27 protein-coding genes are annotated in these 25,587 nt (G+C 71.5%); 16 read left to right on the top strand and 11 right to left on the bottom strand.

Features of this window, described 5'->3' with window-relative positions:
* Position 1 precedes the first annotated feature (1 nt).
* The gene (locus tag ML340_RS07605) at positions 2-472 is read left to right on the top strand and encodes a copper chaperone PCu(A)C (RefSeq protein WP_240098324.1); all 471 of its coding nucleotides are present in this window, start codon (positions 2-4) and stop codon (positions 470-472) included.
* 6 nt (positions 473-478) lie between these two features.
* Here ML340_RS07605 and ML340_RS07600 read toward each other — a convergent pair whose 3' ends face one another.
* From ML340_RS07600 to ML340_RS07585, 4 genes are read right to left on the bottom strand one after another with little or no spacing between them, the layout of a single operon-like run.
* Positions 479-2,440 (bottom strand): acetyl-CoA hydrolase/transferase C-terminal domain-containing protein, encoded by a 1,962-nt coding sequence (locus ML340_RS07600; RefSeq protein WP_240098322.1) that lies wholly within the window; start codon positions 2,438-2,440, stop codon positions 479-481.
* Between the two features lie 54 nt (positions 2,441-2,494).
* The gene (locus ML340_RS07595; protein ID WP_240098320.1) at positions 2,495-3,370 is read right to left on the bottom strand and encodes an MBL fold metallo-hydrolase; all 876 of its coding nucleotides are present in this window, start codon (positions 3,368-3,370) and stop codon (positions 2,495-2,497) included.
* The gene (locus ML340_RS07590) at positions 3,367-3,729 is read right to left on the bottom strand and encodes an ArsR/SmtB family transcription factor (protein WP_240098318.1); all 363 of its coding nucleotides are present in this window, start codon (positions 3,727-3,729) and stop codon (positions 3,367-3,369) included. Before ML340_RS07590 ends, ML340_RS07595 begins: the two co-directional genes overlap by 4 nt.
* 5 nt (positions 3,730-3,734) lie before the next feature.
* Positions 3,735-4,130: a rhodanese-like domain-containing protein gene (locus ML340_RS07585; protein WP_240098316.1), complete on the bottom strand. Its 396-nt coding sequence runs from the start codon at positions 4,128-4,130 to the stop codon at positions 3,735-3,737.
* 133 nt (positions 4,131-4,263) lie between these two features.
* Here ML340_RS07585 and ML340_RS07580 point away from each other — a divergent pair, with 133 nt between their 5' ends.
* The 11 genes from ML340_RS07580 to ML340_RS07530 all read left to right on the top strand — a co-directional run bounded on the left by ML340_RS07580 (position 4,264) and on the right by ML340_RS07530 (position 15,270).
* Complete coding sequence (locus ML340_RS07580) at positions 4,264-5,520, top strand: NAD(P)/FAD-dependent oxidoreductase (protein ID WP_240098314.1); 1,257 nt, start codon at positions 4,264-4,266, stop codon at positions 5,518-5,520.
* A gap of 79 nt (positions 5,521-5,599) precedes the next feature.
* A complete protein-coding gene (locus tag ML340_RS07575; RefSeq protein WP_240098311.1) occupies positions 5,600-5,806 on the top strand; it encodes a YgaP family membrane protein in 207 nt (68 codons plus the stop codon).
* Entirely contained in the window at positions 5,793-6,887 is a 1,095-nt protein-coding gene (locus tag ML340_RS07570; RefSeq protein ID WP_240098309.1) for an efflux RND transporter periplasmic adaptor subunit, read from the top strand. Before ML340_RS07575 ends, ML340_RS07570 begins: the two co-directional genes overlap by 14 nt.
* Positions 6,880-10,155 (top strand): efflux RND transporter permease subunit, encoded by a 3,276-nt coding sequence (locus ML340_RS07565; RefSeq protein ID WP_240098307.1) that lies wholly within the window; start codon positions 6,880-6,882, stop codon positions 10,153-10,155. The genes ML340_RS07570 and ML340_RS07565 overlap by 8 nt, the downstream gene beginning before the upstream one ends.
* The gene (locus ML340_RS07560; protein ID WP_240098305.1) at positions 10,152-10,796 is read left to right on the top strand and encodes a Tll0287-like domain-containing protein; all 645 of its coding nucleotides are present in this window, start codon (positions 10,152-10,154) and stop codon (positions 10,794-10,796) included. Before ML340_RS07565 ends, ML340_RS07560 begins: the two co-directional genes overlap by 4 nt.
* Before the next feature lie 69 nt (positions 10,797-10,865).
* A complete protein-coding gene (locus ML340_RS07555; RefSeq protein WP_240098303.1) occupies positions 10,866-11,333 on the top strand; it encodes an OsmC family protein in 468 nt (155 codons plus the stop codon).
* Between the two features lie 63 nt (positions 11,334-11,396).
* Positions 11,397-11,819, top strand: coding sequence for a phosphate-starvation-inducible PsiE family protein (locus tag ML340_RS07550; protein WP_240098301.1), 423 nt, complete (start codon positions 11,397-11,399; stop codon positions 11,817-11,819).
* A gap of 86 nt (positions 11,820-11,905) precedes the next feature.
* Complete coding sequence (locus ML340_RS07545; protein WP_240098299.1) at positions 11,906-13,210, top strand: NAD(P)/FAD-dependent oxidoreductase; 1,305 nt, start codon at positions 11,906-11,908, stop codon at positions 13,208-13,210.
* Between the two features lie 88 nt (positions 13,211-13,298).
* On the top strand, positions 13,299-13,736 hold the full coding sequence (trxC, locus tag ML340_RS07540; RefSeq protein ID WP_240098297.1) for a thioredoxin TrxC: 438 nt from the start codon (positions 13,299-13,301) through the stop codon (positions 13,734-13,736).
* A 41-nt stretch (positions 13,737-13,777) separates the two neighbouring features.
* The gene (locus ML340_RS07535; RefSeq protein WP_240098294.1) at positions 13,778-14,137 is read left to right on the top strand and encodes a carboxymuconolactone decarboxylase family protein; all 360 of its coding nucleotides are present in this window, start codon (positions 13,778-13,780) and stop codon (positions 14,135-14,137) included.
* A complete protein-coding gene (locus tag ML340_RS07530) occupies positions 14,134-15,270 on the top strand; it encodes an NAD(P)/FAD-dependent oxidoreductase (protein ID WP_240098292.1) in 1,137 nt (378 codons plus the stop codon). The genes ML340_RS07535 and ML340_RS07530 overlap by 4 nt, the downstream gene beginning before the upstream one ends.
* Before the next feature lie 12 nt (positions 15,271-15,282).
* On the opposite strand, the gene ML340_RS07525 is transcribed toward ML340_RS07530, so the two are convergent.
* The 7 genes from ML340_RS07525 to ML340_RS07495 all read right to left on the bottom strand — a co-directional run bounded on the left by ML340_RS07525 (position 15,283) and on the right by ML340_RS07495 (position 20,377).
* Positions 15,283-15,543, bottom strand: coding sequence for a cyd operon YbgE family protein (locus ML340_RS07525; RefSeq protein ID WP_240098290.1), 261 nt, complete (start codon positions 15,541-15,543; stop codon positions 15,283-15,285).
* 14 nt (positions 15,544-15,557) lie between these two features.
* The gene (gene cydX, locus ML340_RS07520) at positions 15,558-15,683 is read right to left on the bottom strand and encodes a cytochrome bd-I oxidase subunit CydX (protein ID WP_240098288.1); all 126 of its coding nucleotides are present in this window, start codon (positions 15,681-15,683) and stop codon (positions 15,558-15,560) included.
* On the bottom strand, positions 15,683-16,816 hold the full coding sequence (cydB, locus tag ML340_RS07515) for a cytochrome d ubiquinol oxidase subunit II (protein ID WP_240098286.1): 1,134 nt from the start codon (positions 16,814-16,816) through the stop codon (positions 15,683-15,685). Before cydB ends, cydX begins: the two co-directional genes overlap by 1 nt.
* Positions 16,809-18,419 carry a cytochrome ubiquinol oxidase subunit I gene (locus ML340_RS07510; protein ID WP_240098284.1) on the bottom strand — a complete coding sequence of 537 codons (1,611 nt, stop codon included), beginning with the start codon at positions 18,417-18,419 and terminating at the stop codon, positions 16,809-16,811. Before ML340_RS07510 ends, cydB begins: the two co-directional genes overlap by 8 nt.
* Before the next feature lie 6 nt (positions 18,420-18,425).
* The gene (cydP, locus tag ML340_RS07505) at positions 18,426-18,641 is read right to left on the bottom strand and encodes a cytochrome oxidase putative small subunit CydP (protein ID WP_240098282.1); all 216 of its coding nucleotides are present in this window, start codon (positions 18,639-18,641) and stop codon (positions 18,426-18,428) included.
* 194 nt (positions 18,642-18,835) lie between these two features.
* Complete coding sequence (locus ML340_RS07500; RefSeq protein WP_240098280.1) at positions 18,836-19,666, bottom strand: S1/P1 nuclease; 831 nt, start codon at positions 19,664-19,666, stop codon at positions 18,836-18,838.
* Positions 19,667-19,744: 78 nt separating this feature from the next.
* Positions 19,745-20,377: an OmpW/AlkL family protein gene (locus ML340_RS07495; RefSeq protein WP_240098278.1), complete on the bottom strand. Its 633-nt coding sequence runs from the start codon at positions 20,375-20,377 to the stop codon at positions 19,745-19,747.
* 166 nt (positions 20,378-20,543) lie between these two features.
* Between ML340_RS07495 and gap the strand changes: the two genes are divergently transcribed.
* The 4 genes from gap to ML340_RS07475 all read left to right on the top strand — a co-directional run bounded on the left by gap (position 20,544) and on the right by ML340_RS07475 (position 25,567).
* Entirely contained in the window at positions 20,544-21,545 is a 1,002-nt protein-coding gene (gene gap, locus ML340_RS07490) for a type I glyceraldehyde-3-phosphate dehydrogenase (RefSeq protein ID WP_240098275.1), read from the top strand.
* A 107-nt stretch (positions 21,546-21,652) separates the two neighbouring features.
* Positions 21,653-22,834, top strand: coding sequence for a phosphoglycerate kinase (locus ML340_RS07485; RefSeq protein ID WP_240098273.1), 1,182 nt, complete (start codon positions 21,653-21,655; stop codon positions 22,832-22,834).
* Between the two features lie 129 nt (positions 22,835-22,963).
* On the top strand, positions 22,964-24,430 hold the full coding sequence (gene pyk / locus ML340_RS07480; protein ID WP_240098272.1) for a pyruvate kinase: 1,467 nt from the start codon (positions 22,964-22,966) through the stop codon (positions 24,428-24,430).
* A 126-nt stretch (positions 24,431-24,556) separates the two neighbouring features.
* A complete protein-coding gene (locus ML340_RS07475) occupies positions 24,557-25,567 on the top strand; it encodes a class I fructose-bisphosphate aldolase (RefSeq protein WP_240098270.1) in 1,011 nt (336 codons plus the stop codon).
* Positions 25,568-25,587 lie beyond the last annotated feature (20 nt).

Below are 25,587 nucleotides of genomic sequence, written 5' to 3'. Positions count from 1 at the left end.
CATGCTGCCTGCGTTCAAGCCCTCTCTCCTGCGCACCGCCGCGGCGGCGGCGCTGCTCGGATGCGCGTTCACGGCCGTAGCCGCCGGCAAGGACCGGCTGCGGGTCGAGGACGCGTGGTCGCGTGCCACCCCGCCCGGCGCGCCGGTGGCCGGCGGCTTCTTGACCATCGTCAACCCGGGGCCGCGCGCGGACGTGCTGCTCGGGGCGAGCAGCCCGATCGCGGAGAAGGTGGAAGTGCACGAGATGAAGCAGGAGGGCGGCATGATGCGTATGCGCGAGCTGCGCGATGGCCTGCCGGTCCCGGCCGGTGGCAAGGTCGTGCTCGCGCCCGGTGGCTACCACCTGATGTTCATCCAGCCGCGCCAGCCGCTGAAGGAAGGTGAGCGCTTCGAGGCCACCCTGCGCTTCCGCGACGCCGGTGCGGTCAAGACCACCTTCCAGGTGCGCGCACTGGGGGCCGGCGCGCACTGATGCAGCTCAGGCGGTGCGGCGCAGGGCCAGCGCCAGCAGCCGTGCGTACAGCCGTTCGCCGATGCCACGCGGGGCCTGCAGCTGCATGCGCTCGAGCGCCTCGGTGTCGCCCGTGCGGCCCGCGGCGAGCGCGGCGAGCACGCTGCGCAGGGTCGCGCGGCGGTCCCCGGTGTGCGCCTGCAGCCAGCCCAGCGCCTTCACCAGGCGCTGCTCGACCGGGGTGAAGTCGCTGCCGAGCGGATAGTCCGGCAGGGTGCCGTCGCGGCGGAACGGCGCCAGCCGGCGCGCGAGGTCGTCCGGGGTGTTGCGCGCCCAGCGCGCCGGCGGCCGGAACTCGCCGCGCAGCTTGCCGTGCCTGCGCGCGGTGGCCAGCAACCCGGCTTGGGCGGGCGCCTCGGCGATCGCCGCCATCGCCACGATGCAGTCCTCGTCCGCCTGTCCGCGCAGGTCGGCGATCCCGTACTCGCTCACGTAGACATCGCGCAGGTGGCGCGGGATCGTGGTGTGCCCGTAGCTCCAGCGGATGTTGGAGCGGCGCCCGCCGCCGTGCCCGCGCGCGGCGCGCAGCAGCAGGACCGAGCGGGCGTCCGCCAGCGCATGCGCCATCGCCACGAAGTTGTACTGGCCGCCGACCCCGGACACCACGCGCCCGTCCTCGAGCGCGTCGGACACCGCCGCGCCGAGCGCGGTGGCCATCATGCAGGTGTTGAAGAAGCGCGCCTCGCGCCGCTGCGCGCGCTCGCGCAGCTCGTGGCCGCCGTACAGCTCGTTGACCGCGCTCACCCGGCGCATGTCGAGCGCGCGCCGGGTCGCAGGATCGAGCGTGCGCAGCCACTCGTAGAATTCCGGCGAGCCGAGATAGAACGCGCCGTGCAGGAACTGGCCCTCCTGCTCCAGCCGCGCCAGGTCCGCGGCATCCGCCGCGCCCGCGGCCAGGCGCGCGCTGAGGGCGTCGTCGTCCACCACCTTGCGCCGCAGCACCCCGGTCTGCACCAGCCGGCGGAAGCCCTCGTTGATCATCTCGCTGCAGCCGTACAACCCCTGTGCGAATGGCTCCAGCCCGCCGCTGGCGCGCACCGCCGGATGCGCGGGCAGGTCCGGGTCGAGCGCATGCAGCACCGCGCGGTAGCGGGCGTTGTCGGTATGCCGCAGCACCAGCGCATGGCAGAGCGCATCCGACAGCGCGCCGATGCCGATCTGCAGGGTGCCGCCGTCGCGCACCAGGGCGCTGGCGTACAGCCCGATGGCGTGCTCGGCATCGCCGACCGGCTCGCGCGGCAGCGCGAACAGCGGCGGGTAGGGCGGCGGCGGCTGCACCACGATGTCGAACCAGTCGGCCGGCACCGCGGCGCCGCCGTCCAGCCACGGCAGCTGCGGGTCGATCTCGGCGACCAGCAGCGGCCGCGGCGCGCCGCGCGCGGCGACGGCATCCACCAGGTCGAAGGTGAGGTCGGTGTTGGAGGACAGCGACAGCCGGCTGCCGTCGGGATTGGCCGCCACTTTCTGCACGATGCAGTTGACCCCGCGCTCGGCCACGATGCGGGCGACGTGGGTGTAGTTCAGGCTGGCATAGCGGCGCTGCGCCTGGGTCGAGCCGAGCAGGGCCCCCGACTGCAGGTAGAACTCCTCGACCTCGATGTGCGCGGGCAGGGCGTCGCGCTTCATCGCCTCGACGTAGGCCAGGCGCGGGAAGTCCGGGCCGTACAGGCGCGCGACCAGCGGCTCCAGGAAGCGCCGTTCGAGCAGGCTGCGCCCCTGCGGCGGATCGAGCGAGAGCGCGGTGTACAGGTGCAGCGGGCGGCTCGGGTCGGCGGCGACCCGCGCGTACAGCGCGTTGAGCAGGCGGTGCGGCTTGCCGAGGCCGAGCGGCGCGCCGACCTTCAGCGCGCCGTCGATGCGGTCGAGCATGGCCGCGACCGCGGCCTCGAGGGAATCGGTGCGGAGCGGGCGAACGGTCGGCGCGGGCATACCCGCATTGTGCGCGGCCGGCGCGGCGGCGTCACCCGCGCCGGCCGCGGGGCGTCAGCCGAGCGCGGCCGGGATCTCGCCCTGCAGCGGCGTGCTCAGGTAGCGGCGGCCGTTGGCCTGCGCCGGCGGCAGGTGGCCGCCGCGGATGTTGACCTGCAGCGAGGGGTACAGCAGCACCGGCGCTGCCAGCTGGGCGTCGCGCGCGCGGCGGCGGGCGATGAAGTCCTCGCGGCTGGTATTGCCGTCGAGCATCACGTTGGCGGCCTTGCTCTCGCCGACGGTCACGCTGGCGCGCGGCGGCCGGCCGTTCGGCGGGTAGTCGTGGCAGAGCCACAGCACGGTCGCGTCCGGCAGCGCGTAGAAGCGCTGGATGCTGTCGTACAGCATGCTGGCGTCGCCGCCGGGGAAGTCGCAGCGGGCGCAGCCCACGTCTGGTGCGAACAGGGTGTCGCCCACGAACACGTTGTCCTCGATCCGGTAGCTCAGGCTGTCGGAGGTGTGGCCCGGGGTGGCCATCACTTCGAAGTGCAGGTTGCCGGCCTCGATCCGGTCGCCGTCGCTGAAGGTGGCGTCGAACGCCTCCTGCAGGGCGGGGTCCTGCGGATCCAGCCCGAACACGCCGGCGAAATGCGCCTGCACCTTGCGGATGCCGGTGCCGATCCCGACCGGTGCGCCGGTGGCGGCATGCAGGATCTGGGCCGAGGTCAAATGGTCGGCGTGGGCATGCGTCTCCAGCACCCGGCGCAGGGTCACCCCGTTGTCCTGCAGATACTGCTGGACCGCACGCACGCTCTCGGTGCCGATGCGGCCGGACTTGGGGTCGTAGTCCAGCACCGGGTCGATCACCACCGCGTCGCCGCCGCGGTGCACGACGTAGGTCCAGGTGCCGGTGCCGGCGTGGAAGAACGGTTCGATGTGCAGCTTGCTCATGGGGAATGCTCCTTGCCGGGATCGCAGAGGGGGGTGCCGTTGCCGCAGTAGATCTGGTGGAGGGTGGCGATGATGCGCTCGGCCGGGCCGGGCGCCAGCGAGTAGTAGATGGTCTGCGCCTCGCGGCGGGTGGTGACCAGGCCGTCCTCGCGCAGCACCGCCAGGTGCTGCGACAGCGCCGACTGGCTGAGGTCGAGGCGGGCGTTGAGCTCGCCGACCGAACTTTCGCCCTCGACCAGCATGCACAGCAGCATCAGCCGCTTGTCGTTGGCCAGGGCCTTGAGCAGGCGGGTCGCGTCGGCGGCATGCGCGCGCATCGCCTCCGCATCCAGCTGCGCGAGCAGGCGCGAGCGGGCCATGGCCGTCAGCGCACCACAAGCGGCAGCCCGGCTTGGCCCCAGGCCTCGACCCCGCCGGCCAGCGAGCGCACGTCGGTGTAGCCCATCCGCTGCAGATTGCGCGCGGACAGCGCGGCGCGCCCGCCGGTGCGGCAGACCAGCAGCAGCGGGCGGTCCTTGTGCGACAGCGCCGGGTCGCTCACGTAGGCCACCGCCGGATGCGCGTCCACCTGGAACTCCAGCACCCCGCGCGGGATGTTGACCGCGCCCGGCAGGTGGCCGGTCGCGAACTCGGCCGGCTCACGCACGTCGATCACCACCGCATTACCCGGATTCGCGGCAAACTCGGCTGGGGCGACTTCGCGGATGGCCGCCCGGGCTTCGGCGACCAGGTCGGCGGCGCTGAGGGCTGGGGAGGTCATCGGGAGGGCTCCTTCATCAGTTGACACTAATATAAGCCATGTCTAATATGAAGTCCAGCGTCGGCCGACGCGCTGGCGGAGGGAGGAACGAACAATGGCAAAAATCGTGGTGATCGGTGCGGGCCTGGGTGGCATGAGTGCCGCCTATGAGCTTCGCGAAACGCTGGGCAAGTCGCACGAGATCGTGCTGATCGGCAAAGGCGATCTGTTCAGCTTCACCCCGTCCAACCCGTGGCTGGCCGTGGGCTGGCGCAAGCCAGAGGACATCACTCTGAAGATCGCCGACTACGTCGGCAAGCACGGCATCACCTACAAGCCGGACGGGGTCGAGAAGATCGACGCCGCGGGCGATGCGGTGATCACCGGCAGCGGCGAGCGGATCGGCTACGACTACCTGCTGATCAGCACCGGGCCCAAGCTCGCGTTCGAGGAAGTGCCCGGCAGCGGCCCGGACGGCGGCTACACCCAGTCGGTGTGCACCACCCCGCACGCCGACCACGCCTGGCGGGCCTACCAGGAGTTCCTGAAGAACCCCGGCCCGGTCGTGATCGGCGCGGTGCAGGGCGCCAGCTGCTTCGGACCCGCCTATGAGTTCGCGATGATCGTCGATGCCGACCTGCGCAAGCGCAAGCTGCGCGACAAGGTGCCGATGACGTTCGTGACCAGCGAGCCCTACATCGGCCACATGGGCCTGGGCGGGGTCGGCGACTCCAAGGGCCTGATGGAGTCGGAGATGCGCCAGCGCCACATCGGCTGGATCACCAACGCCAAGGTGACCGAGGTGCGCGACGGCGAGATGACCGTGCTGCCGCACGACGAGAAGGGCCAGCCGCTGGAGCCGAAGACGCTGCCGTTCAAGTTCTCCATGCTGCTGCCGGCGTTCAAGGGCGTGGAGGCGGTGGCCGCGGTCGAGGGGCTGTGCAACCCGCGCGGCTTCGTGATCGTGGACAAGCACCAGCGCAGCCCGAAGTACCCGAAGATCTTCTCGGCCGGCGTGTGCGTGGCGATCCCGCCGGTGGAGGCCACCCCGGTGCCGACCGGCGCGCCCAAGACCGGTTTCATGATCGAGTCGATGGTCACCACCATCGTGCGCAACATCAAGGCCGAACTGGAGGGCAAGACCCCCGACTACGAGGGCACCTGGAACGCGGTGTGCCTGGCCGACATGGGCGACACCGGCGCGGCGTTCGTGGCGCTGCCGCAGATCCCGCCGCGCAACGTCACCTGGACCAAGATCGGCAAGTGGGTGCACCTGGCCAAGATCGGCTTCGAGAAGTACTTCCTCTACAAGATGCGCAACGGCACCAGCGAGCCGATCTACGAGAAGCAGATCCTGAGCATGCTCGGGATCGAGCGCCTCAAGGACGTCAAGCGCGTGCCCCATGCCTGACCCGGCCCGCCCCGCCCGCCGGGATGGCGGGCGGGGCCGGCTTCCCACTGTTCCCCGAAGACCCTAGCGGAGTTCCCCCATGAACCTCGACCGTGCCGTGATGGCCTTTGCCGGCGTGATGATCCTGGTCAGCGTCCTGCTGGTCCATTTCGTCTCGCCGTGGTGGCTGCTGTTCACTGCGTTCATCGGCCTGAACATGCTCCAGGCCAGCTTCACCGGGTTCTGCCCGGCGGCGATGATCTTCAAGAAGCTCGGCGTGCGCGGAGGCGGCTGTGCGTTCCAGTAACTGGCTGCTGCCGTCTGCGCTGGCGCTGGCGCTGGCCGCCTGCGGCGGCGAGCCGGCGACCAAGCTGCCGCCGCTGCCGGCGCTGGCGACCTTCCAGGTCACGGCCGGCAACGGCCTGCCCGGGCGCGGCTGGGACGGCGTGGTGGAAGCGGTCCGGCGCGCCGATCTGAGCGCGCAGACCAGCGGCCGGGTGGCCGCGGTGTACGTGGACGTCAACGACCACGTGCAGGCCGGGCAGGTGCTGCTGCGGATCACCGCGACCGAGCAGGAGGCCGGGGCCAACAGCGCGCGCGCGCAGCTGCGCGCGGCCGAGGCCAACGCCGCCGAGGCCGAGCTGAACTACAAGCGGATCGCGGCGCTGGCCGACGGCCAGTTCGTGTCCAAGGCCCAGATCGACCAGGCGCGCGCCGCCCGCGACGCCGCCTTCGCCGCGCGCGACGCGGCCCGCGCGCAGCTGGCGCAGGCCAGCCAGCAGGCCGCCTACACCGTGGTCAAGGCGCCGTTCGCCGGGATCGTCTCCGCGCGCGACGTCGAGCCGGGCGAGACCGTCGCACCCGGGCAGCCCTTGCTCAGCCTGTACGCCCCGCGCGCGCTGCGGCTGGAGGTGATGGTGCCGCAGAGCCGCGCCGACGCCATCCGCCGCGACCCGCGCGCGCAGGTGGTGCTGGCCGACGGGCGCAGCGTGGAGGCCGCCGAGGTCACCGTGTTCCCGGCCGCGGACCCGGCCAGCCACAGCGTGAACGTGCGCGTGCGCCTGCCGGAGGCGCTGGAGCCGGCGCCGGCGCCGGGCACCACCGCCAAGGTGCTGTTCGACGCCGACCGCAACGAGCCGGTGATCGGCACCGCGCAGCCGATCCGCATCCCGCAGTCGGCGCTGGTGCAGCGCGGCGAGCTGAGCGCGGTGTACGTCAAGCAGGACGGCACCCTGCTGCTGCGCCAGGTGCGCATCGGCGGGCGCGTCGGCGATGCCATCGAGATCATCTCCGGCCTGCGCCCCGGCGAGCAGGTGGTGAAGGACCCGGTCGCGGCCATGCAGGCCCTGGCCGCGCAGCGCAAGGCAGCGGAAGGTGGCCATGGCTGAGTCGCGCCCGACCCCGCGGATGGGCATCTCCGGCCGCCTCGCCGCGGCCTTCCAGGCCAATCCGCTGACCCCGATCCTGGCCCTGATGGGCCTGCTGCTGGGCATCCTCGCGGTGCTGATCACCCCGCGCGAGGAAGAGCCGCAGATCGACGTCACCATGGCCAACGTGATCGTGCCGTTCGACGGCGCCAGCGCGCGCGACGTCGAGCAGCTGGTCGCGGTGCCGCTCGAGCAGAAGCTCTCGGAGATCGAGGGCGTCAAGCACGTCTACTCCACCAGCCGGCCGGGGGTGGCGATCGTCACCGTCGAGTACCAGGTCGGGGTGGACCGCCAGCCGGCGCTGGTGCGGCTGTACAACCAGGTCTATTCGAACCAGGACTGGCTGCCGCCGGGCTTCGGCGTCGGCCAGCCGATCATCAAGCCCAAGGGCATCGACGACGTGCCGGTGATGGCCGTCACCCTGTGGAGCGACGACCCGCAGACCGACGCCACCCGCCTGGCCGAGGTCGCGCACACGCTGGAAGCGGAGATCAAGCGCATCCCCGGCACCCGCGACGTGTATACCATCGGCGCGCCCGACCGCACCGTGCTGGTCACCCTCGACGCCGCCAAGCTGGCCGCCTACAACCTGTCGCCGGCCGACCTGATGCAGGCCCTGCGCGCCGCCAACGTGGTGCACCAGGCCGGCGAGCGGGTCACCGCCAACGGCGCGGTGCCGGTGACCGCCGGCAAGTTCCTGGCCTCGGCCGACGAGGTCGCGCACCTGGTGATCGGCAACCAGGGCGGCAAGCCGCTGCTGCTGTCGGACGTGGCCAGCATCGAGTCGCGCGGCGACCTCGCCAGCCGCTACGTCTGGTACGGCACCCCGCCCGGGCGCGCCGGCCCGGCGGCGGGCGTGGCCCCGGCGGTGACCATCGCGATCGCCAAGAAGCCGGGCACCAACGCCTCCGACATCACCACTGCGGTCGCCCGGCGCCTGGCCCAGCTCCAGGGCGAGGTGATCCCGCACGGGGTGCACTACGCGATCACCCGCGACTACGGCCAGACCGCCGCCGACAAGGCGCAGAAGCTGATCCAGAAGCTGGTGTTCGCCACCGGCAGCGTGGTGCTGCTGGTGCTGTTCGCGCTCGGCTGGCGCGAGGCGATCGTGGTCGGCACCGCGGTGGTGCTGACCCTCGCGGTCACCCTGTTCGCCTCGCACGTGATGGGCTTCACCCTCAACCGGGTGTCGCTGTTCGCGCTGATCTTCTCGATCGGCATCCTGGTGGACGACGCCATCGTGGTGGTCGAGAACATCCACCGCCACCTGGCCATCCCCGGCCCGGACGGGCGCAAGCGCAGCCTGCGCGAGGTGATCCCGCCGGCGGTGGACGAGGTCGGCGGGCCGACCATCCTCGCCACCTTCACCGTGATCGCGGCGCTGATGCCGATGGCGTTCGTGTCCGGGCTGATGGGCCCGTACATGCGCCCGATCCCGATCAACGCCTCGGTCGGCATGCTGCTGTCGCTGCTGATCGCGCTGGTGGTGACCCCGTGGCTGTCGCTCAAGCTGCTGGCCCGCCACGGCCACGCCGCGGAAGCCGACCATGAGCACGAGGAACGCCAGCAGGGCTGGCTGCACCGGCTGTTCGGGCGGGTGATGACCCCGTTCCTGGCCGGCGCCGCCGGCGCGCGCAAGCGCGGCCTGCTGTATGCCTCCATGGTCGGGCTGGTGCTGCTGGCGGGCTCGCTGGTGGTGTTCAAGCTGGTGGTGCTGAAGATGCTGCCGTTCGACAACAAGTCGGAGGTGCAGGTCGTGGTCGACATGCCCGAGGGCAGCACCCTCGAGCAGACCAACGCGCTGCTGGCGGAGCTCGCGGCCGAGGTCAGCAAGATCCCCGAGGTGCAGGACTTCCAGGGCTACGCCGGCACCGCCGCGCCGATCAACTTCAACGGCCTGGTGCGCCAGTACTTCCTGCGCAGCGGCAGCAACGTCGGCGACCTCCAGGTGAACCTGGTGGACAAGCACCACCGCAAGCGCCAGAGCCACGAGATCGCGCTGGCCATGCGCCCGGCGCTGGCCGCGATCGGCAAGCGCTACGGCGCCTCGGTCAAGGTGGTCGAGGTCCCGCCGGGGCCGCCGGTGATGTCGCCGCTGGTGGCCGAGGTGTACGGCCCGGACTACGCCGGCCAGCGCAAGGTCGCGCGCGCGCTGGCGGCCGGCCCGTTCGCCGGCACCGAGGGCATCGTCGACCTCGACACCAGCGTGGAGGCCGACGCCCCGCGCGAGGTCCTGGTGCTCGACCGCGAGCGCGCGGCGCGCCTGGGCGTGCCGCAGGCGACCGTGGCCGATGCGATCGCGATGGCGGTCTCCGGCAGCGATGCCACCTTCGTGCAGGACGGCCGCTCCAAGTACCCGCGCCCGGTGCGCCTGCGCCTGCCGGCGCAGGACCAGGCCGCGCTGCAGGGCCTGCTGGCGGTCAAGGTGCGTAGCAGCCAGGGCCAGCTGGTGCCGCTGTCGGAGCTGGTGCGGGTCGAGCGCGCCGACTGGGACGGCGCGATCTACCACAAGGACGGCCTGCCGGTGGCCTACGTCATGGCCGACGAGGCCGGCAAGCTGGACAGCCCGCTGTACGGCATGTTCGCGATCGTGAGCAAGCTGCGTGACCTGCCGGTGGCCGGCCAGCACCTGGCCCAGACCTTCATCGCGCAGCCGACCGACACCAGCGGCTATGCGATCAAGTGGGACGGCGAGTGGCAGATCACCTACGAGACCTTCCGCGACATGGGCATCGCCTACGCGGCGGGGATGGTGCTGATCTACCTCCTGGTGGTCGCGCAGTTCCGCAGCTACCTGGTGCCGCTGGTGATCATGGCGCCGATCCCGCTGACCATCATCGGGGTGATGCCGGGGCATGCGCTGCTGGGCAAGCAGTTCACCGCGACCAGCATGATCGGCATGATCGCGCTGGCGGGGATCATCGTGCGCAACTCGATCCTGCTGGTGGACTTCATCAACCAGGAGACCGCGCGCGGGGTGCCGCTGGCGCAGGCGGTGGTGGATGCCTGCGCGGTGCGCGCCAAGCCGATCGCCCTGACCGGGCTGGCGGCGATGCTGGGCGCGTTCTTCATCCTCGACGACCCGATCTTCAACGGCCTGGCGATCTCGCTGATCTTCGGCATCTTCGTCAGCACGCTGCTGACCCTGGTGGTCATCCCGCTGCTGTACTACGGGCTGAAACTGCGCGAGGCGCGGCGGCCGACGCCCCCGCAGGAGGAGCTGGCATGACCGGTGGCATCACCACGAAGACCCTCGCCGGGGGCGCGCTGCTGGCGGTCCTGCTCGCCGCGTGCAGCGCCCCGGCGCCGAAGCCGGCGCCGCCGCCCGCGGCCGCCGCGCCTGCGGGCACGGCCGCCCCCGCCGCCGCGCGCGAGCGCGCGCAGGCCGCGGCGCGCGACTTCAGCACCCAGCTCAAGTCGGCCCTGATGGCCAAGCTCGGCCAGGGCGGCACCGAGGGCGCGATCGCGTTCTGCCACGACGAGGCGCCGAAGATCGCCGCCCGCGTCGGCGCGGCCCACGGCGTGCGCCTCGGCCGGGTGCCGGTGCCGGGGCGCATCCGCAACCCGGCCAACGCGGCGCAGGACTGGCAGGCGGCAGTGCTCGCCGACTTCCAGGCACGCGCCGCCGCCGGCACCGCCCCGGGCGAGCTGGTCGCGGTGCAAGACCACGGCCTGCCGCCGGGGGTGGCGCTGCGGATGATGCGCGGGATCGCGGTGGAGCCGGCCTGCCTGGCCTGCCACGGCAAGACCTTGAGCCCGCAGACCGCCGCCGCGCTGCGCCGGCTGTATCCGGGCGACACCGCGACCGGCTTCGAGGTCGGCGACCTGCGCGGGGCGCTGTGGGTGGAAGTGCCGGCCGGCGAGGGCTGAGCCGGGGCGCGGGGGCGCGGGGCCGCCCGGCCGCGCGCGGACAGGACGACAGCGACCAGGAGGCGTGCAATGAGCGAGGCGCAGGACGAAATTCGGTTGGTGCTGGAGCAGGAGGGCCCCTACGCCTTCCACGTGCGGATCGCCGGCACCGGGCTGGAACTGCACACCGACGAGCCGCCGCCGCTCGGCGCCGGCGCCGGGCCCAATCCGTCCGCGCTGCTGCTGGCCGGGGTCGCCAACTGCCTGGCCGCTAGCCTGCTGTTCGCGCTGCGCAAGTTCAAGAACGCGCCCGGCCCGATCCGCGCCGAGATCACCGCCCGCCGCGAGCGCAACGCCGCCGGGCGCTGGCGCATCCCGCGCGCGGAGGTCACCCTGACCCTGGCCGATCCGGCTGCCAGTCTCGAGCATTTCGAGCGCGCGCTGGCACAGTTCGAGCAGTTCTGCATCGTGACCCAGAGCGTGCGCGAGGGCATGGCGGTCGAGGTGGCGGTGGTCGACGCCGCCGGGGTGCGCTACACGCCGGGCGCGCCGGCCTGACCTGAACCGCGCGCCGGCCGCGGGGGCGGTCGCCGCGCGAACCGACACGGGGGAGATCAGACGATGGGCAACAACGACCGATCCAGCCTGCCGCGGCCGGTGCATACCGTCGGCTGGGGCATCCGCATGCTCGAGCGCGCGGGGCTGATGGTGATCCTGGCCGCGACCCTGGTGGCGATGGTCGCCGAGATCCTGCACATGCTGAACAAGGGCAAGGTCGACATCCCCGACCTGCTCCTGTTGTTCATGTACCTGGAGATGGTGGCCCTGGTCGGCATGTACTGGCGCAAGGGCAAGATGTCGGTGCGCATGCCGCTGTACATCGCGATGGTCGGCGTGGCCCGGCACATGATGACCGACACCTCGCTGTCGGCGCCGTGGGCGCTGTTGGCCGGGGCCGGCGCGATCCTGGTGCTGGCGATCGCGGTGCTGGTGGTGCGCTACGGCCACACCCGGTATCCCTACGGGCCGGACGAGGAGCTGTAGGGCGCCTGTGCCCGCGGGGCGTGATCTTCGCCCGCGCATAACGCCACCCGGCGCAGGCTGCGGCCACATCACAGGGAGCCAGTGCCATGTCCAGCAATACCAGCGCCAGTCCGCACGTCCTCGTCCTCGGCGGCAATTTCGCCGGCCTGTCCAGCGCCCAGCGCGTGCGCCAGTTCGCCGGGCCGTCGGTGCGGATCACCGTGATCGACCGCAAGGACTACCTGCTGTTCGTCCCCAACATCCCGGCCGACGTGTTTGAGGACAAGGACCCGGCCCTGCGCCAGCGCATGGACCTGCGCCACGTGCTGGCGGAGGACGACATCGCCTTCGTGCAGGGCGAGGTCAAGGCGATCGACGTCGAGCGCAAGCAGGTCGAGTTCGTGCCGAACGAGCGCCCGGGCGGCGAGACCCAGACGATCGGCTACGACTACCTGGTGATCGCGGTCGGCAACCGGCTGGCGTTCGACGCGATCGAGGGCTTCGCCGAGCACGGCCACACCGTGGCCGACCTGTTCCACGGCAACCGCCTGCGCGAGTACCTGCACCGCGGCGGCTACCGCGGCGGGCCGATCGCGATCGGTTCGGCGCGCTTCCACCAGGGCAACGGCGCCAAGGGCCTGGCGCCCTATCCGGGCGGCAAGATCCCGGACGCGCTGGCCGCCTGCGAGGGCCCGCCGGTGGAGGTGATGCTGTCGATGGCGACCTGGCTCGGCAAGCACGGCCAAGGCGGGCCGGACAAGGTCACGGTGTTCACCCCGGCCGAGCTGATCGCGGAGGACGCCGGCGAGACGGTGGTCAAGCAGCTGCTGGAGATCGCCTCCGGCATGGGCTTCCACTACGTCAACAAGACCCAGGACATCCGCCGCATCACCGCGGAGGGCATCGAGTTCGCCGACGGCCGCAGCGTCGAGGCCGAGGTCAAGATCGTGTTCCCCGACTGGGTCGCGCACGACTTCCTCAAGGGCCTGCCGATCTGCGACGACATGGGCTTCGTCAAGACCGACCTGCTGATGCGCAACCCGGACTACCCGACCGTGTTCGCCGCCGGCGACGCCGCCGCGGTCACGGTGCCCAAGCTCGGCGCGATCGGCCACCAGCAGACCGAGATCGTCGGCCGCCAGATCGCCAAGGACCTGGGGGCGCTCACCGCCGAGGAGGCCGACAAGCCGCTGCAGCCGATCGTGTACTGCATCGGCGACATGGGCGGCGGCAAGGCGTTCTACATCCGCTCCAACACCTGGTACGGCGGCGACACCGCGGTGCTGAAGATGGGGCGGATGCCGTACTTCCTGAAGATGCGCTACCGCGACCTGTTCTTCCAGACCCACGGCAAGACCCCGGACTGGGGCCTGGATCTCGCCGAACTGCTGGCCGAGGGCCACACCGGCTGATCCGGATCAAACCGGCACCGCGCCGGCGCGGCGACAATGCGCGCCGCGCTGGCTGTGGGTGTCGGCGTCAGTCATTGGAGCATCACCTTTGAACGACAACGCGCTGATCATCGCCTGTCCGCACTGCAATGCCCGCAACCGGGTGCCGACCGCGCGCCTGCACGATGGCCCCACCTGCGGCCAGTGCCACCGCCCGCTGTTCACCGCGCATCCGGTTGCGCTGGATGCCGCCGGCTTTCATGCCCACGTCGAGCGTGCCGACCTGCCGGTGCTGGTGGATTTCTGGGCGCCGTGGTGCGGCCCGTGCCGGATGATGGCGCCGCAGTTCGAGGCCGCAGCCGCGCAGCTGGAGCCGCAGGTGCGGCTGGCCAAGGTCGATACCGAGGCCGAGCCGGCGCTGGGCGCGCGCTTCGGCATCCGCAGCATCCCCACCCTCGCACTGTTCCGCGGCGGTCGCGAACTGGCGCGCCAAGCCGGCGCGATGGGCGCGGCCGACATCGTGCGCTGGACCCGCCAGTACCTTTGATCCGAATCCCCGACCCGACGCCTGCCCGGATCCGCCCGCCCGTGAGCCAGCCCTATCCCGACCTGATCGACGACCTCAACGCCGCCATCGTGCGCCTGCGCAGTGGCGCCGCCGAGCCGATGCGTGCGTTCTCCGCGCTGGCGCGCGAGGCCCTGCGCCCCGGTGCGCTGGACGTCAAGGCCAAGGAACTGATCGCGATGGGCATCGCGGTGGCAGTGCGTTGCGACGGCTGCATCGGCTTCCATGCCAAGGCCGCGATCCGCGCCGGCGCCAGCCGCGAGGAACTCCTGGAGACGCTGGCAATGGCGATCTACATGGGCGCCGGCCCGGCGATGATCTATGCCGCCGAGGCCCTGCGCGCCTACGACGAACTGGCGCCCACGGCGCCCGCCGCGGCATGAGCGCGGCGCCGCGGATTACCGTAGTCGGCGCCGGCTTCGCCGGGCTGACCGCGCTGCGCACCCTGCGCCGGCATGCGCCGCAGGCGGAACTCACCCTGGTCGCGCCGCGCGCGGAGCTGCACTATCTGCCCGGCAGCATCTGGATCCCGGCCGGCCTGCGCCGGCGCGAGGACCTGGTGGTGCCGCTGCAGCGCTTCCTCGCGCGGGCGCGCGTGCGCTTCGTGCAGGCGCATGCCACCGGCCTGTCGGCGGATGCGCGCATGTTGCAGACCGAGGCCGGCGAGATCGCTAACGACGGCCTGATCATCGCCAGCGGCGCGCGTTTCCTGCGCAAGCTGCCGGGGATCGAGCATGCGGTCATCCCCTGCGACGGGATCGCCGCGGGCGAGGCCATCCGCGACCGCCTGGCGGCGCTTACGGGCGGCACCCTGTGCTTCGGCTTCGGCGCCAATCCGGCCGAGCCGAACGCCATGCGCGGTGGGCCGGTGTTCGAGTTCCTGTTCGGGATCGACACCCTGCTGCGTCGCCAGCGCCGGCGCGAGCGCTTCGAGCTGGTGTTCTTCAGCGCCACCGACCAACCCGGCAAGCGCCTCGGCGAGCGCGCGGTGGCGATGCTGGTGGCGCAGATGCAGCAGCGCGGGATCCGCACCGTGTTCGGCCAGAAGCCGGTGCGCTTCGAGGCGGACGCGGTGCAGCTCGAGCAGGAGCGCATCCCGAGCGCGCTGACCCTGTTCATGCCCGGCCTCACCGGCGCCGCTTGGCTGGAGGCGACCGCGCTGCCGCGTTCGCCCGGCGGCCTGCTGGCCGGCGATGCGCACGCCCGGGTCGCCGGCGTCGCCCGGGTCTATGCGGCCGGCGACGGCGCCAGCCTGCCCGGCCCGGACTGGATGGCCAAGCAGGCGCACCAGGCCGATCTGCAGGCGGAGGTCGCGGCGCGCAACCTGCTGCGCGAGCTGCGCGGGGAGCCGGCGCAGGAGGCGTTCCGCGCCGAGCTGGTGTGCATCGTGGACGGGCTCGACCGCGGCATGCTGATCCGCCGCGCCGGCGACCGCGCGCAGGCATGGCCGCCGCTGAAGGCGATGCACTGGGCCAAGGCCCTGTTCGAGAAGCAGTACCTGCGCCGCTACCGTTGAGCCCCGCGCGGCTCAGCCCGCAGCGGCGCGCCAGAACAGGCCCGTGGCCAGCGCTGCCGCGGGCCACAGCAGCCATGGCGAGAACACCGCCTGCAGCCAGCGCGCGCGGAAGCGAAAGCCGCTGCCGTGCACGAACAGCGCGCACACCGCGATCAGCACCAGCGTCATCCAGCCGTGCTCGCTGGCGGTCAGCTCCCGCCCGCGCGCGGCGGGCAGGAGCAGCAGCCCGAGGGCGAGCGCGGCGCCGAGCAGCAGCGAGAGCAGCCGGGCCATCGCAGGGCGCGGGGTCAGGGCTGTTCGAACGCCGCCTTGACGCCGCGCGCGCGGTCGCTGTGCACCTCGTACCACATCGCGTTGAGGATGGCGAATGCGGCCGCGAAGGCGATGCCGAGGATCCAGGAGAAGTACCACATCAGTAACCACCTCCGTTGCGGGCCTGTTCTTCCACGTGGGCGCGGGTCACCTGGCCGCGCATGATCCGGAACGCCCACGTGCTGTAGGCGAGGATCAGCGGCAGGAACACGGCCGCCGCGAACAGCATGATGCCGAGGGTGCGGGCGCTGGACGAGGCGTCCCAGATGGTCAGGCCCTGGTTGGGATCGGTCGAGGAGGGCAGCAGGAACGGGAACAGCGCGATCCCGGCGGTCAGGATCACCGCCGCCACCGCCAGGCAGCTGGCGACGAAGGCCGCCACCCGCTGCCGCAGCAGCGCCACCGCCAGCATCCCCGCGGCCGCCAGCGCGGGCACCAGCCACAGCAGCGGATGCGCCTTCTGGTTGCCGAGCCAGGCGCCGGCGACCACCGCCACCTGCTTGCCGAGCGGATTGGCCGGCCCGTTGGGATCGGCGCCGCCGGTGATGACGTGGCCGGGCAGCACGCTCAGCCACAGCCCGGCGGCGACGAACGCGGCCAGCGTCACCAGCGCCGCCGCCCGCGCCACCGCGTGCGCGCGGTCGCCGACCACGCCCTCGATCTTCATCGCCGCGAAGCTCGCCCCGTGCATCACCAGCATCGCCAGGCTGACCACCCCGGCCAGCAACGCGAACGGGTGGAACAGGGCGAAGAAGCTGCCGTCGTAGACCGGGCGCAGGGTGTCGCTGAAATGGAACGGCACGCCCAGGAACAGGTTGCCGAACGCGACCCCGAACACCAGCGAGGGCACCACCCCGGAGACCGTCAGCGCCCAGTCCCAGGCATTGCGCCAGGCCGGGTTCTGCACCTTGTTGCGGAAGTTGAAGCCGACCGGGCGCAGGATCAGCGCCAGCAGCACCAGCAGCATGGCGAAGTAGAAGCCGGAGAACGAGGTCGCATACAGCGTCGGCCACGCAGCGAACACCGCGCCGCCGCCGAGGATGAACCACACCTGGTGGCCCTCCCAGTGCGGCTCGATCGCCTCCAGCGCCATCCGCCGCTCGATGTCGTCGCGGGTGATGAAGCGGTAGATCGCGCCGAGGCCGAGGTCGTAGCCATCGGTCAGAGCGAAGCCGATCAGCAGCACGCCCAGCAGCAGCCACCAGATTTCGCGCAGGGTGCCGTAGTCAAGCATGGCGGGTCTCCTCAGACGGGGCGGCGGTCGCCGCGGCGGCGTACTCGGTATGGTGGGCCAGCTGCGCCTGCGGCAGCGGCCACAGGCCCAGGCCCTCCGGGCCCTTGCGCGCCATCTTCAGCATCAGGTAGACGTCGAACACGGCCAGGGTGGTGTAGAGCACCACGAAGCCGACCAGGCTGCCGGTGACCTGCGCCGCGCTGGTCGAGGACACCCCGAGGAAGGTCGGCAGCACCCCGTCGATCGCCCACGGCTGGCGGCCGTACTCGGCCACGATCCAGCCCAGCTCCGCCGCGATCCACGGCAGCGGCAGGCTCCAGAACGCGACCCGCAGGAACAGGCGGTTGTCCAGCCGGCGCTTGCTGGCCAGGTAGAACGCCCAGGCGAACAGGCCGATGAAGAAGAAGCCCAGCGCGACCATGATCCGGAACGAGAAGAACAGCACCGGCACGTTCGGCACGGTCGACCAGGCGGCCTTCTCGATCACCGCCTCGTCGGCCTTGGCTGGGTCGTCCACGTAGCGCAGGGTGAGCAGGCCGAAGCCGAGGTCCTCGCGCTTGTCGAGGAAGGCCTGGCGCTTGACCGGGTCGTTGGGGTCGGCGCGCACCGCGTTGAGCGCGGCGTGCGCGGCGATGCCGTTGCGGATGCGCTGCTTGTTCTCCTCCACCAGGTCGTGGATGCCGGGCACCTGCTCGTCCAGCGAGCGGGTGGCGATCAGGCCCAGCGCCCACGGGATCCGGATCGCGGCCTTGGTCTCGCGCTCCTGCATGTCCGGGATGCCGAACAGAGTGAACGACGCCGGCGCCGGCGCGGTGTGCCACTCGGCCTCGATCGCCGCCAGCTTCATCTTCTGGTTCTCGGACACGGTGTAGCCGCTCTCGTCGCCCAGCACCACCACGCTCAGCGCGGAGGCCAGGCCGAAGCTCGCGGCCACCGTCAGCGAGCGCCGCGCGAACTGGATGTTGCGGCCCTTGAGCAGGTACCAGGCGCTGATCGCCAGCACGAAGATCGCGCCGGTCACGTAGCCTGCGCTCACGGTGTGCACGAACTTGGACTGCGCCACCGGGTTGAACAGCACCGCGGCGAAGTCGGTGACCTCCATGCGCATGGTCTGGAAGTTGAACTCGGCGCCGACCGGGTACTGCATCCAGCCGTTGGCGATCAGGATCCACAGCGCCGAGAAGTTGGCGCCGAGGGCCATCAGCCAGGTCACCACCATGTGCTGCAGCTTGCCCATGCGGTCCCAGCCGAAGAAGAACAGGCCGACGAAGGTGCTCTCCAGGAAGAACGCCATCAGCCCCTCGATCGCCAGCGGCGCGCCGAAGATGTCGCCGACGTAGTGCGAGTAGTAGGCCCAGTTGGTGCCGAACTGGAATTCCATGGTGATGCCGGTGGCCACCCCCATGGCGAAGTTGATGCCGAACAGCACGCCCCAGAACTTCACCATCTGCTTCCAGATGACGCGCCCGGTCATCACGTACACGCTCTCCATGATGGCCAGCAGCAGCGCCAGCCCCAGCGTGAGCGGGACGAACAGGAAGTGGTAGAGCGCGGTGATCGCGAACTGCAATCGCGACAGGTCGACGACGTGGAAATCGGGCATGGCATGTCACCTCTCGGGCGAGGAAACGGGGGAGGATTGCAGCTGGCGCCCCACCGCCTCGGCATCGATCGCCGGGCGCCGGGCAGGATTGAAGAACAGAGCGTAAAGCAGCGTGATCAGCGCGAGCTTGACCGCGATCAAGACCGCCAGGTGCCGGCGTAGCAGCCCCCAGGCGCCCTGCGGGCGCGGCGGCGGGGACGCAGGCGGGTCGCGGCGGAACATCGGGCCATCACCTTAGCCGGGATGGCCTCCATATTATTTAGCAAGTTCTAATATTCAAGGCGCCCGAGGCGGGGTGGGACAATCTGTCCACCTACCCGTGGCGATGGCGACGCGCGTCTGACCGCCGTGCCTGGCGCAGGCCGCCGCCGGCCCTGGCGCGGCGCAGCGGCGCGTCCTCGCGCACGGGTCGGGCCTCAGCCGATCGTCTGGTTCAGCAGCAGGGCCAGCCGGTGCGCGGCCTCGCGGATACGCTGTTCGGCCAGCGGGCGCTGCGCCTCAAGATAGCGCTGGTCGAGCTTGTGCCCGCTGGGATAGAGCTGGCGGGATTGGATCAGGCCGCAGGATTCCTTCGCCCACGCCAACGGATCGGCATCGTCCGCCTGCGCCGGCACCGGCACCTCCTGCAGGCGATCGGCGTAGTCGCGGAACTCCAGCCCGCGGCTGGCCAGCACGTAGTAGTCCCAGATCGCATGCAAGTTGGTGCCCATCACCCCGTCCACGTAGTTCTGGCGGGCGTAGGCCTCCGGCTGGATCGGGGTGCGCAGGCTGATCTGGTACTTGTTGCCGCCGGCGTCGTCGCGGTCGCCGGCATGCATCGGCTGGTGCACGTCGCCGACGAAATGGACCAGGAACTTGAGCGCGTCGCGGCGCGCCGCCAGCGGCTGGCTGGGGTCGCCGAGGATGCGCCGCTGCTGCTCGATCGCGGCGACCACGCAGTTGCCGTCCGGGCAGTCGCGGGCGACGTCGAACGCGCAGCCGCCGCCCTGGGCGTTGATGTAGTGCCAGCGCGAGGTCTGGCGGAAGCGGTCGGGATCGCTGCCGCGCAGCTCGTCCGCCCAGTTCGCCACGCCGGCCAGGGTCGGGTCCGGCTCGCCGGCGAGCAGCACCGCGACCTCGGCCTTCGCCTTGGGATCGAGCTGGCGCTCGGCCAGCTCGCCGACCATGCGGTGGCCAAGGGCACCCCAGGCCCAGGCGGACGGGCTGGCGGCGGCGAGGAGCAGGCTCAGGAGCAGGGCGCGGCGCATGCGGGGGCGAAAAAAGAGGGCCATGCGGGCAGGATAGCCCGGCATGGCCCGCGGAGGGAACGGGACCTCGCCGCTGGTTCAGAACTGCATCACGTAGGCGATGCCGTACACCGAGGGGTCCAGGGTGACCTTGTTGCGGGTGCCGAGCGGCGCGCCGTTGAGCTTGACCTTGGTGTCGATCTGGATCCAGCGGTAGTCGACCCGGATCGCGCTGCGCTCGCTCACCTTGAAGTCCACGCCGACGTGCGCGGCGGCGCCCCAGGAGTCGGACAGGCTCAGGCGGTTGCCGGCGATCGGGCCTTCGGCGCGGGTCTCGAAGAACTTGGTGTAGTTCAGGCCCAGGCCGACGAACGGGCGCATGGCGCCGGCGTCGAAGTGGTACTGCAGGGAGACGGTCGGCGGCAGGTGCTTGGTGGTGCCGACCCGGCCGACCCCGACCACGTTGATGTCGTGCTTGAACGGCAGCGCGCCCAGCACCTCGATCCCGAGGTTGTCGCGCACGAAGTACTCGGCGGAAATGGTCGGGCGGGTGTTGTTGCCGACGTCGATCCGCAGGTTGCCGAGCGGGGTGTTGGTCAGGGTGCCGTTGTCGGACTTCGGGGCGACCGTGTGGACGCCGACGCCGACGGTCCAGTGGCCGGCGGACTGGGCGAACGCCGGGGCGGCGAGCAGGGCCAGGGACAGGGCAAGGGCAGTGCGTGCGAGTTTCATGGGCGGCTCCATCGGCCTTCGTTTGAACTGCGCGCATGCTGCGCCGGCCGCGGCCAGCGGGCCTTGACCCCGATCAAAGTTGCGCCTGCAAGCGCCGTGCACGCCGGTGGTGGCTGGTTAGAATGGCGAACATCCGCTTTCCCAATCCCTGCCGGAGTCCGTCGCAATGGCCATCAAGGTCGGCATCAATGGTTTCGGGCGCATCGGGCGCTGCGTGTTCCGCGCCGCGGTGCAGAACTTCGACGACATCGAGATCGTCGCCATCAACGACTTGCTGGAGCCGGACTACCTGGCCTACATGCTGCGCTACGACTCGGTGCACGGCCGCTTCCGCGGCGAGGTCGAGGTGCGTGGCGACCGCCTGGTGGTGAACGGGCGCAGCATCCGCCTGACCGCCGAGAAGGACCCGGCCGCGCTGCGCTGGGGCGAGGTCGGCGCGGAGGTGGTGATCGAGTCCACCGGCATCTTCCTGACCAAGGACGGCGCGCAGAAGCACCTCGACGCCGGCGCGCGCAAGGTGATCATGAGCGCGCCGAGCAAGGACGACACCCCGATGTTCGTGTACGGGGTGAACCATGCCAGCTACGCCGGCGAGGCGATCATCAGCAACGCCAGCTGCACCACCAACTGCCTGGCGCCGCTGGCCAAGGTGGTGCACGACAAGTGGGGCATCAAGCGCGGGCTGATGACCACCGTGCATGCGGCCACCGCCACCCAGAAGACCGTGGACGGCCCGTCCAACAAGGACTGGCGCGGCGGCCGCGGGATCCTCGAGAACATCATCCCGTCCAGCACCGGCGCGGCCAAGGCGGTCGGGGTGGTGATCCCGGCGCTGAACAAGAAGCTGACCGGCATGAGCTTCCGCGTGCCGACCTCGGACGTGTCGGTGGTCGACCTGACCTGCGAGCTGGACGCGCCCGCCAGCTACGCCGAGATCTGCGCGGAGATGAAGGCGCAGAGCGAGGGCGCGCTGCGCGGCATCCTCGGCTACACCGAGGACAAGGTGGTCGCCACCGACTTCCGTGGCGATGCGCGCACCAGCATCTTCGACGCCGAGGCCGGGATCCAGCTCGATCCCACCTTCGTCAAGCTGGTGGCCTGGTACGACAACGAGTGGGGCTACTCCAACAAGTGCCTGGAGATGGCGCGGGTGGTCGCCGCGCGCTGACGCCCGCCGCGCGTGCCCCGTCGCGCCGGGCACGCCACCTTCCGGCCGCCATGCGCGGCCGCCCGCCTGCACCGCCACCGTTCTCGACCGCCAGGGGAAGCCATCGCATGTCCGCCATCCTCCGCATGACCGACCTCGACCTCGCCGGCAAGCGCGTGCTGATCCGGCAGGACCTCAACGTGCCGATCGCCGATGGCAGGGTCGCCTCCGACCAGCGCATCCTGGCCTCGCTGCCGACCCTGCGCCTGGCGCTGGAGAAGGGCGCGGCGGTGATGGTGACCTCGCACCTCGGGCGCCCGAAGGAGGGCCAGTGGAGCGCGGCCGACTCGCTGGCGCCGGTGGCCGCGCGCCTGGCCGAGCTGCTCGGGCGGCCGGTGCCGCTGCGGCGCGACTGGGTGGACGGCGTGCAGGTCGCGCCGGGCGAGCTGGTGCTGCTGGAGAACTGCCGCATGAACGTCGGCGAGGGCGCCGACGACGAGGCGCTCGCGCGCAAGTACGCCGCCCTGTGCGACGTGTTCGTGATGGATGCGTTCGGCACCGCGCACCGCGCCCAGGCCTCCACCCATGGCGTGATCCGCTTCGCGCCGGTCGCCTGCGGCGGCCCGCTGCTGATGGCCGAGCTGGACGCGCTGGACCAGGCGCTGGCCGACCCCGCGCGGCCGCTGCTGGCGATCGTGGCCGGCAGCAAGGTCAGCACCAAGCTGGAGTTGCTGGCCAACCTGGTCGGCAAGGTCGACCAGCTGATCGTGGGCGGCGGCATCGCCAACACCTTCCTCGCCGCGCAGGGCCATGCGGTCGGCAAGTCGCTGGTCGAGCCGGACCTGATCGACACCGCGAAGCAGATCATGGCCGACGCGCAGGCGCGCGGCGCCGAGATCCCGCTCCCGCTCGACGTGGTGGTGGCGCCGGCGTTCGCCGCCGACGCGCCGGCGACGGTGAAGCGAGTGGACGCGGTGGGCGAGGGCGACATGATCCTCGACATCGGCCCGGCCACTGCCGCCCGCTATGCCGGGAGCATCGGCAAGGCCGGCACCGTGGTCTGGAACGGCCCGGTCGGCGTGTTCGAGTTCGATGCCTTCGCCGCCGGCACCGCGGCGGTGGCGCGCGCGATCGCGGACTCCAGCGCCTTCTCCATCGCCGGCGGCGGCGACACCCTGGCGGCGGTGGACAAGTTCGGCATCGCCGACCGCCTCTCCTACATCTCCACCGGCGGCGGGGCCTTCCTCGAGTTCCTCGAGGGCAAGACCTTGCCGGCGGTCGCCGCGCTGCAGGCGCGCGCCGCCGGCTGAGCCGGCGCGCCGCTGGCGACGATTGCAGCGCGCGCCGACCCGGCGCGGTCATGCGCGCGTGCTACCGTTGCCGCAGGTGTCGGCGCGCTGCGTGCCGATGCCGCCCCCGCCCCTCCCCGCCCCGCCGCCATGAGCGAACACCGCCGCCGTACCCGCATCGTCGCCACCCTCGGTCCCGCGACCGATCCGCCGGAAGTCCTGGAGGCGGTGCTGCGCGCGGGGGTGGACGTGGTGCGCCTGAACTTCTCGCACGGCGACCCCTCCGCGCAGGTCCAGCGCGCGGAGGCGGTGCGCGCGGTGGCGGCGCGCCTCGGGCGCGAGATCGGCATCCTCGCCGACCTGCCCGGGCCGAAGATCCGGGTCGAGCGCTTCGCCGCCGGCAAGGTCGCGCTGCGCGCCGGCCAGCGCTTCGACCTGTTGGCCAGCGCCGATGCCCCGCCCGGCGACGCGCGCCAGGTCGGCGTGAGCTATCTCGAACTCACTGCCGACGTCGCCCCCGGCGACGTGCTCCTGCTCGACGACGGCCTGGTGCAGCTGCGGGTGGAACGGGTGGAGGGCGAGCGCATCGTCACCCACGTGCTCAACGACTGCGTGCTGGCCGACCGCAAGGGCCTGAACAAGCAGGGCGGCGGACTGTCGCTGGGCGCGATCACCGAGCGCGATCGCGAACTGATCGCGGTCGCCGCGCGGATGGACGCGGACTTCATCGCGGTCTCGTTCTGCCGCGACGCCGCCGACATGCACGAGGCGCGCCGGGTCGCGCGCGCGCACGGCAGCCACGCCGCGCTGGTGGCCAAGATCGAACGCGCCGAGGCAGTCGCCAACCTCGGCGAGATCGTGGATGCCAGCGATGTGGTGATGGTGGCGCGCGGCGACCTCGGCGTGGAGATCGGCGACGCCGCGCTGCCGGGCCTGCAGAAGAAGATCATCCGCGAGGCGGTGGCGCGCGACAAAGTGGTGATCACCGCGACCCAGATGCTGCAGTCGATGGTGGACAGCCCGATCCCGACCCGCGCCGAAGTACTGGACGTGGCCAACGCGGTGATCGACGGCACCGACGCGGTGATGCTGTCACAGGAGACCGCGGCCGGGCGCTGGCCGGTGAAGGCGGTGGAGGCGATGGCGCGCATCTGCGCCGGCGCCGAGACCCAGTTCGTGCACGACACCGATTTCGAGCAGGCCAAGCGCGGGCTCGAGCGCGCCGACCAGGCGATCGCGATGGCCACCATGTTCCTGTCCGAGCACATCGGCGTGCGCGCGGTGGTGGCGATGACCGAATCCGGCGGCACCGCGCGCTACCTGTCGCGCTACCGCGCCTCGGTGCCGATCTACGCGTTCTCGCGGCACGCGCCCGCGCGGCGGCGGATGGCGTTGATGCGCGACGTGTTCGCGATGGACTACGACAGCCGCGGCCAGACCCCCGGCGAGGCCGGGCGCGGCAGCATCCGCATGCTGGTCGGCGCCGGCCTGCTGCAGCCCGGCGACCGCGTGGTGTTCACCAGCGGCGAGCGGATGGAGACCCGCGGCGCGACCAACACCCTGCGCCTGCTCGAAGTCGTCCCCGACGGCCGCATCCAGGGGTTGGGCGAGTTGTAGCGGCGGGCGGGTGCTGAGGCAGGTAGCGGCGATGTACGTCCCGCACCCCAGTACCGCCACGGGTATGCGGCGGTGCCGGCAGGCGCGGCTACAATCCGCCTCTCCCACTGCACGCCGAGCCGCCGCATGAGCATCGACCAGCTTGCCGAAACCGCCCGCGCGATGGTCGCCCCGGGCAAGGGCATCATCGCCATCGACGAATCCTCCGGCACGATTGCCAAACGCTTCGCCGCGGTCGGGGTCGAGAACAGCGAGGCCAACCGCCGCGCCTACCGCGAGCTGCTGCTCACCACCCCGAACCTGGCGCAGCACATCTCCGGCGCGATCCTGTACGACGAGACCCTGCGCCAGTCCACCCGCGACGGGGTGCCGTTCGCCAAGTACATGGCCGAGCGCGGCATGATCCCGGGGATCAAGGTGGACAAGGGCACGCACGCGCTGGCCGGCTTCCCCGGCGAGCTGGTGACCGAGGGCCTGGACGGGCTGCGCGAGCGCCTGGCGGAATACGCCCGCCTCGGCGCGCGCTTCGCCAAGTGGCGCGCGGTGATCACGATCGGCGAGGACATGCCCTCGGGCACCTGCATCGAGGCCAATGCGCACGCGCTGGCGCGCTACGCCGCGCTGTGCCAGGAGCAGGGCCTGGTGCCGATGGTGGAGCCGGAGGTGCTGATGGACGGCGACCACGACATCGAGACCTGCTACGAGGTCACCGAGGTCACCCTGCGCGCGCTGTTCGATGCGCTGTACAACCAGAACGTGATGCTGGAAGGCACCATCCTGAAGGCGTCGATGGTGGTGCCTGGCAAGGACTGCCCGGAGCAGGCCGAGGTCGAGGAGGTGGCCGAGTCCACCCTGATGTGCCTGAAGACGGCAGTGCCGGCGATCCTGCCGGGCATCGTGTTCCTGTCCGGCGGGCAGAGCGACGAGGACGCCACCGCGCACCTGGACGCGATGAATCGGATGGGCCCGCACCCGTGGCCGCTCAGCTTCAGCTACGGCCGCGCCATGCAGCAGGCCGCGCTCAAGCTGTGGGCGCAGGACATGCAGGGCAACTGGCAGCGCGCCCAGCAGGTGGTGTTCGCGCGCGCGCGCGCCAATGGGCTGGCTGCGCTCGGGCAGTGGGACGGCAACGCCTGAGCCGCGCGCCGCGCTAAGCT

It is taken from the genome of Thermomonas flagellata (assembly GCF_022419185.1).
Classification (GTDB): Bacteria; Pseudomonadota; Gammaproteobacteria; order Xanthomonadales; family Xanthomonadaceae; genus Thermomonas; species Thermomonas flagellata.
Note: the sequence above shows the minus strand (reverse complement) of the source record. Positions and strands in the feature narration are given on the sequence as shown.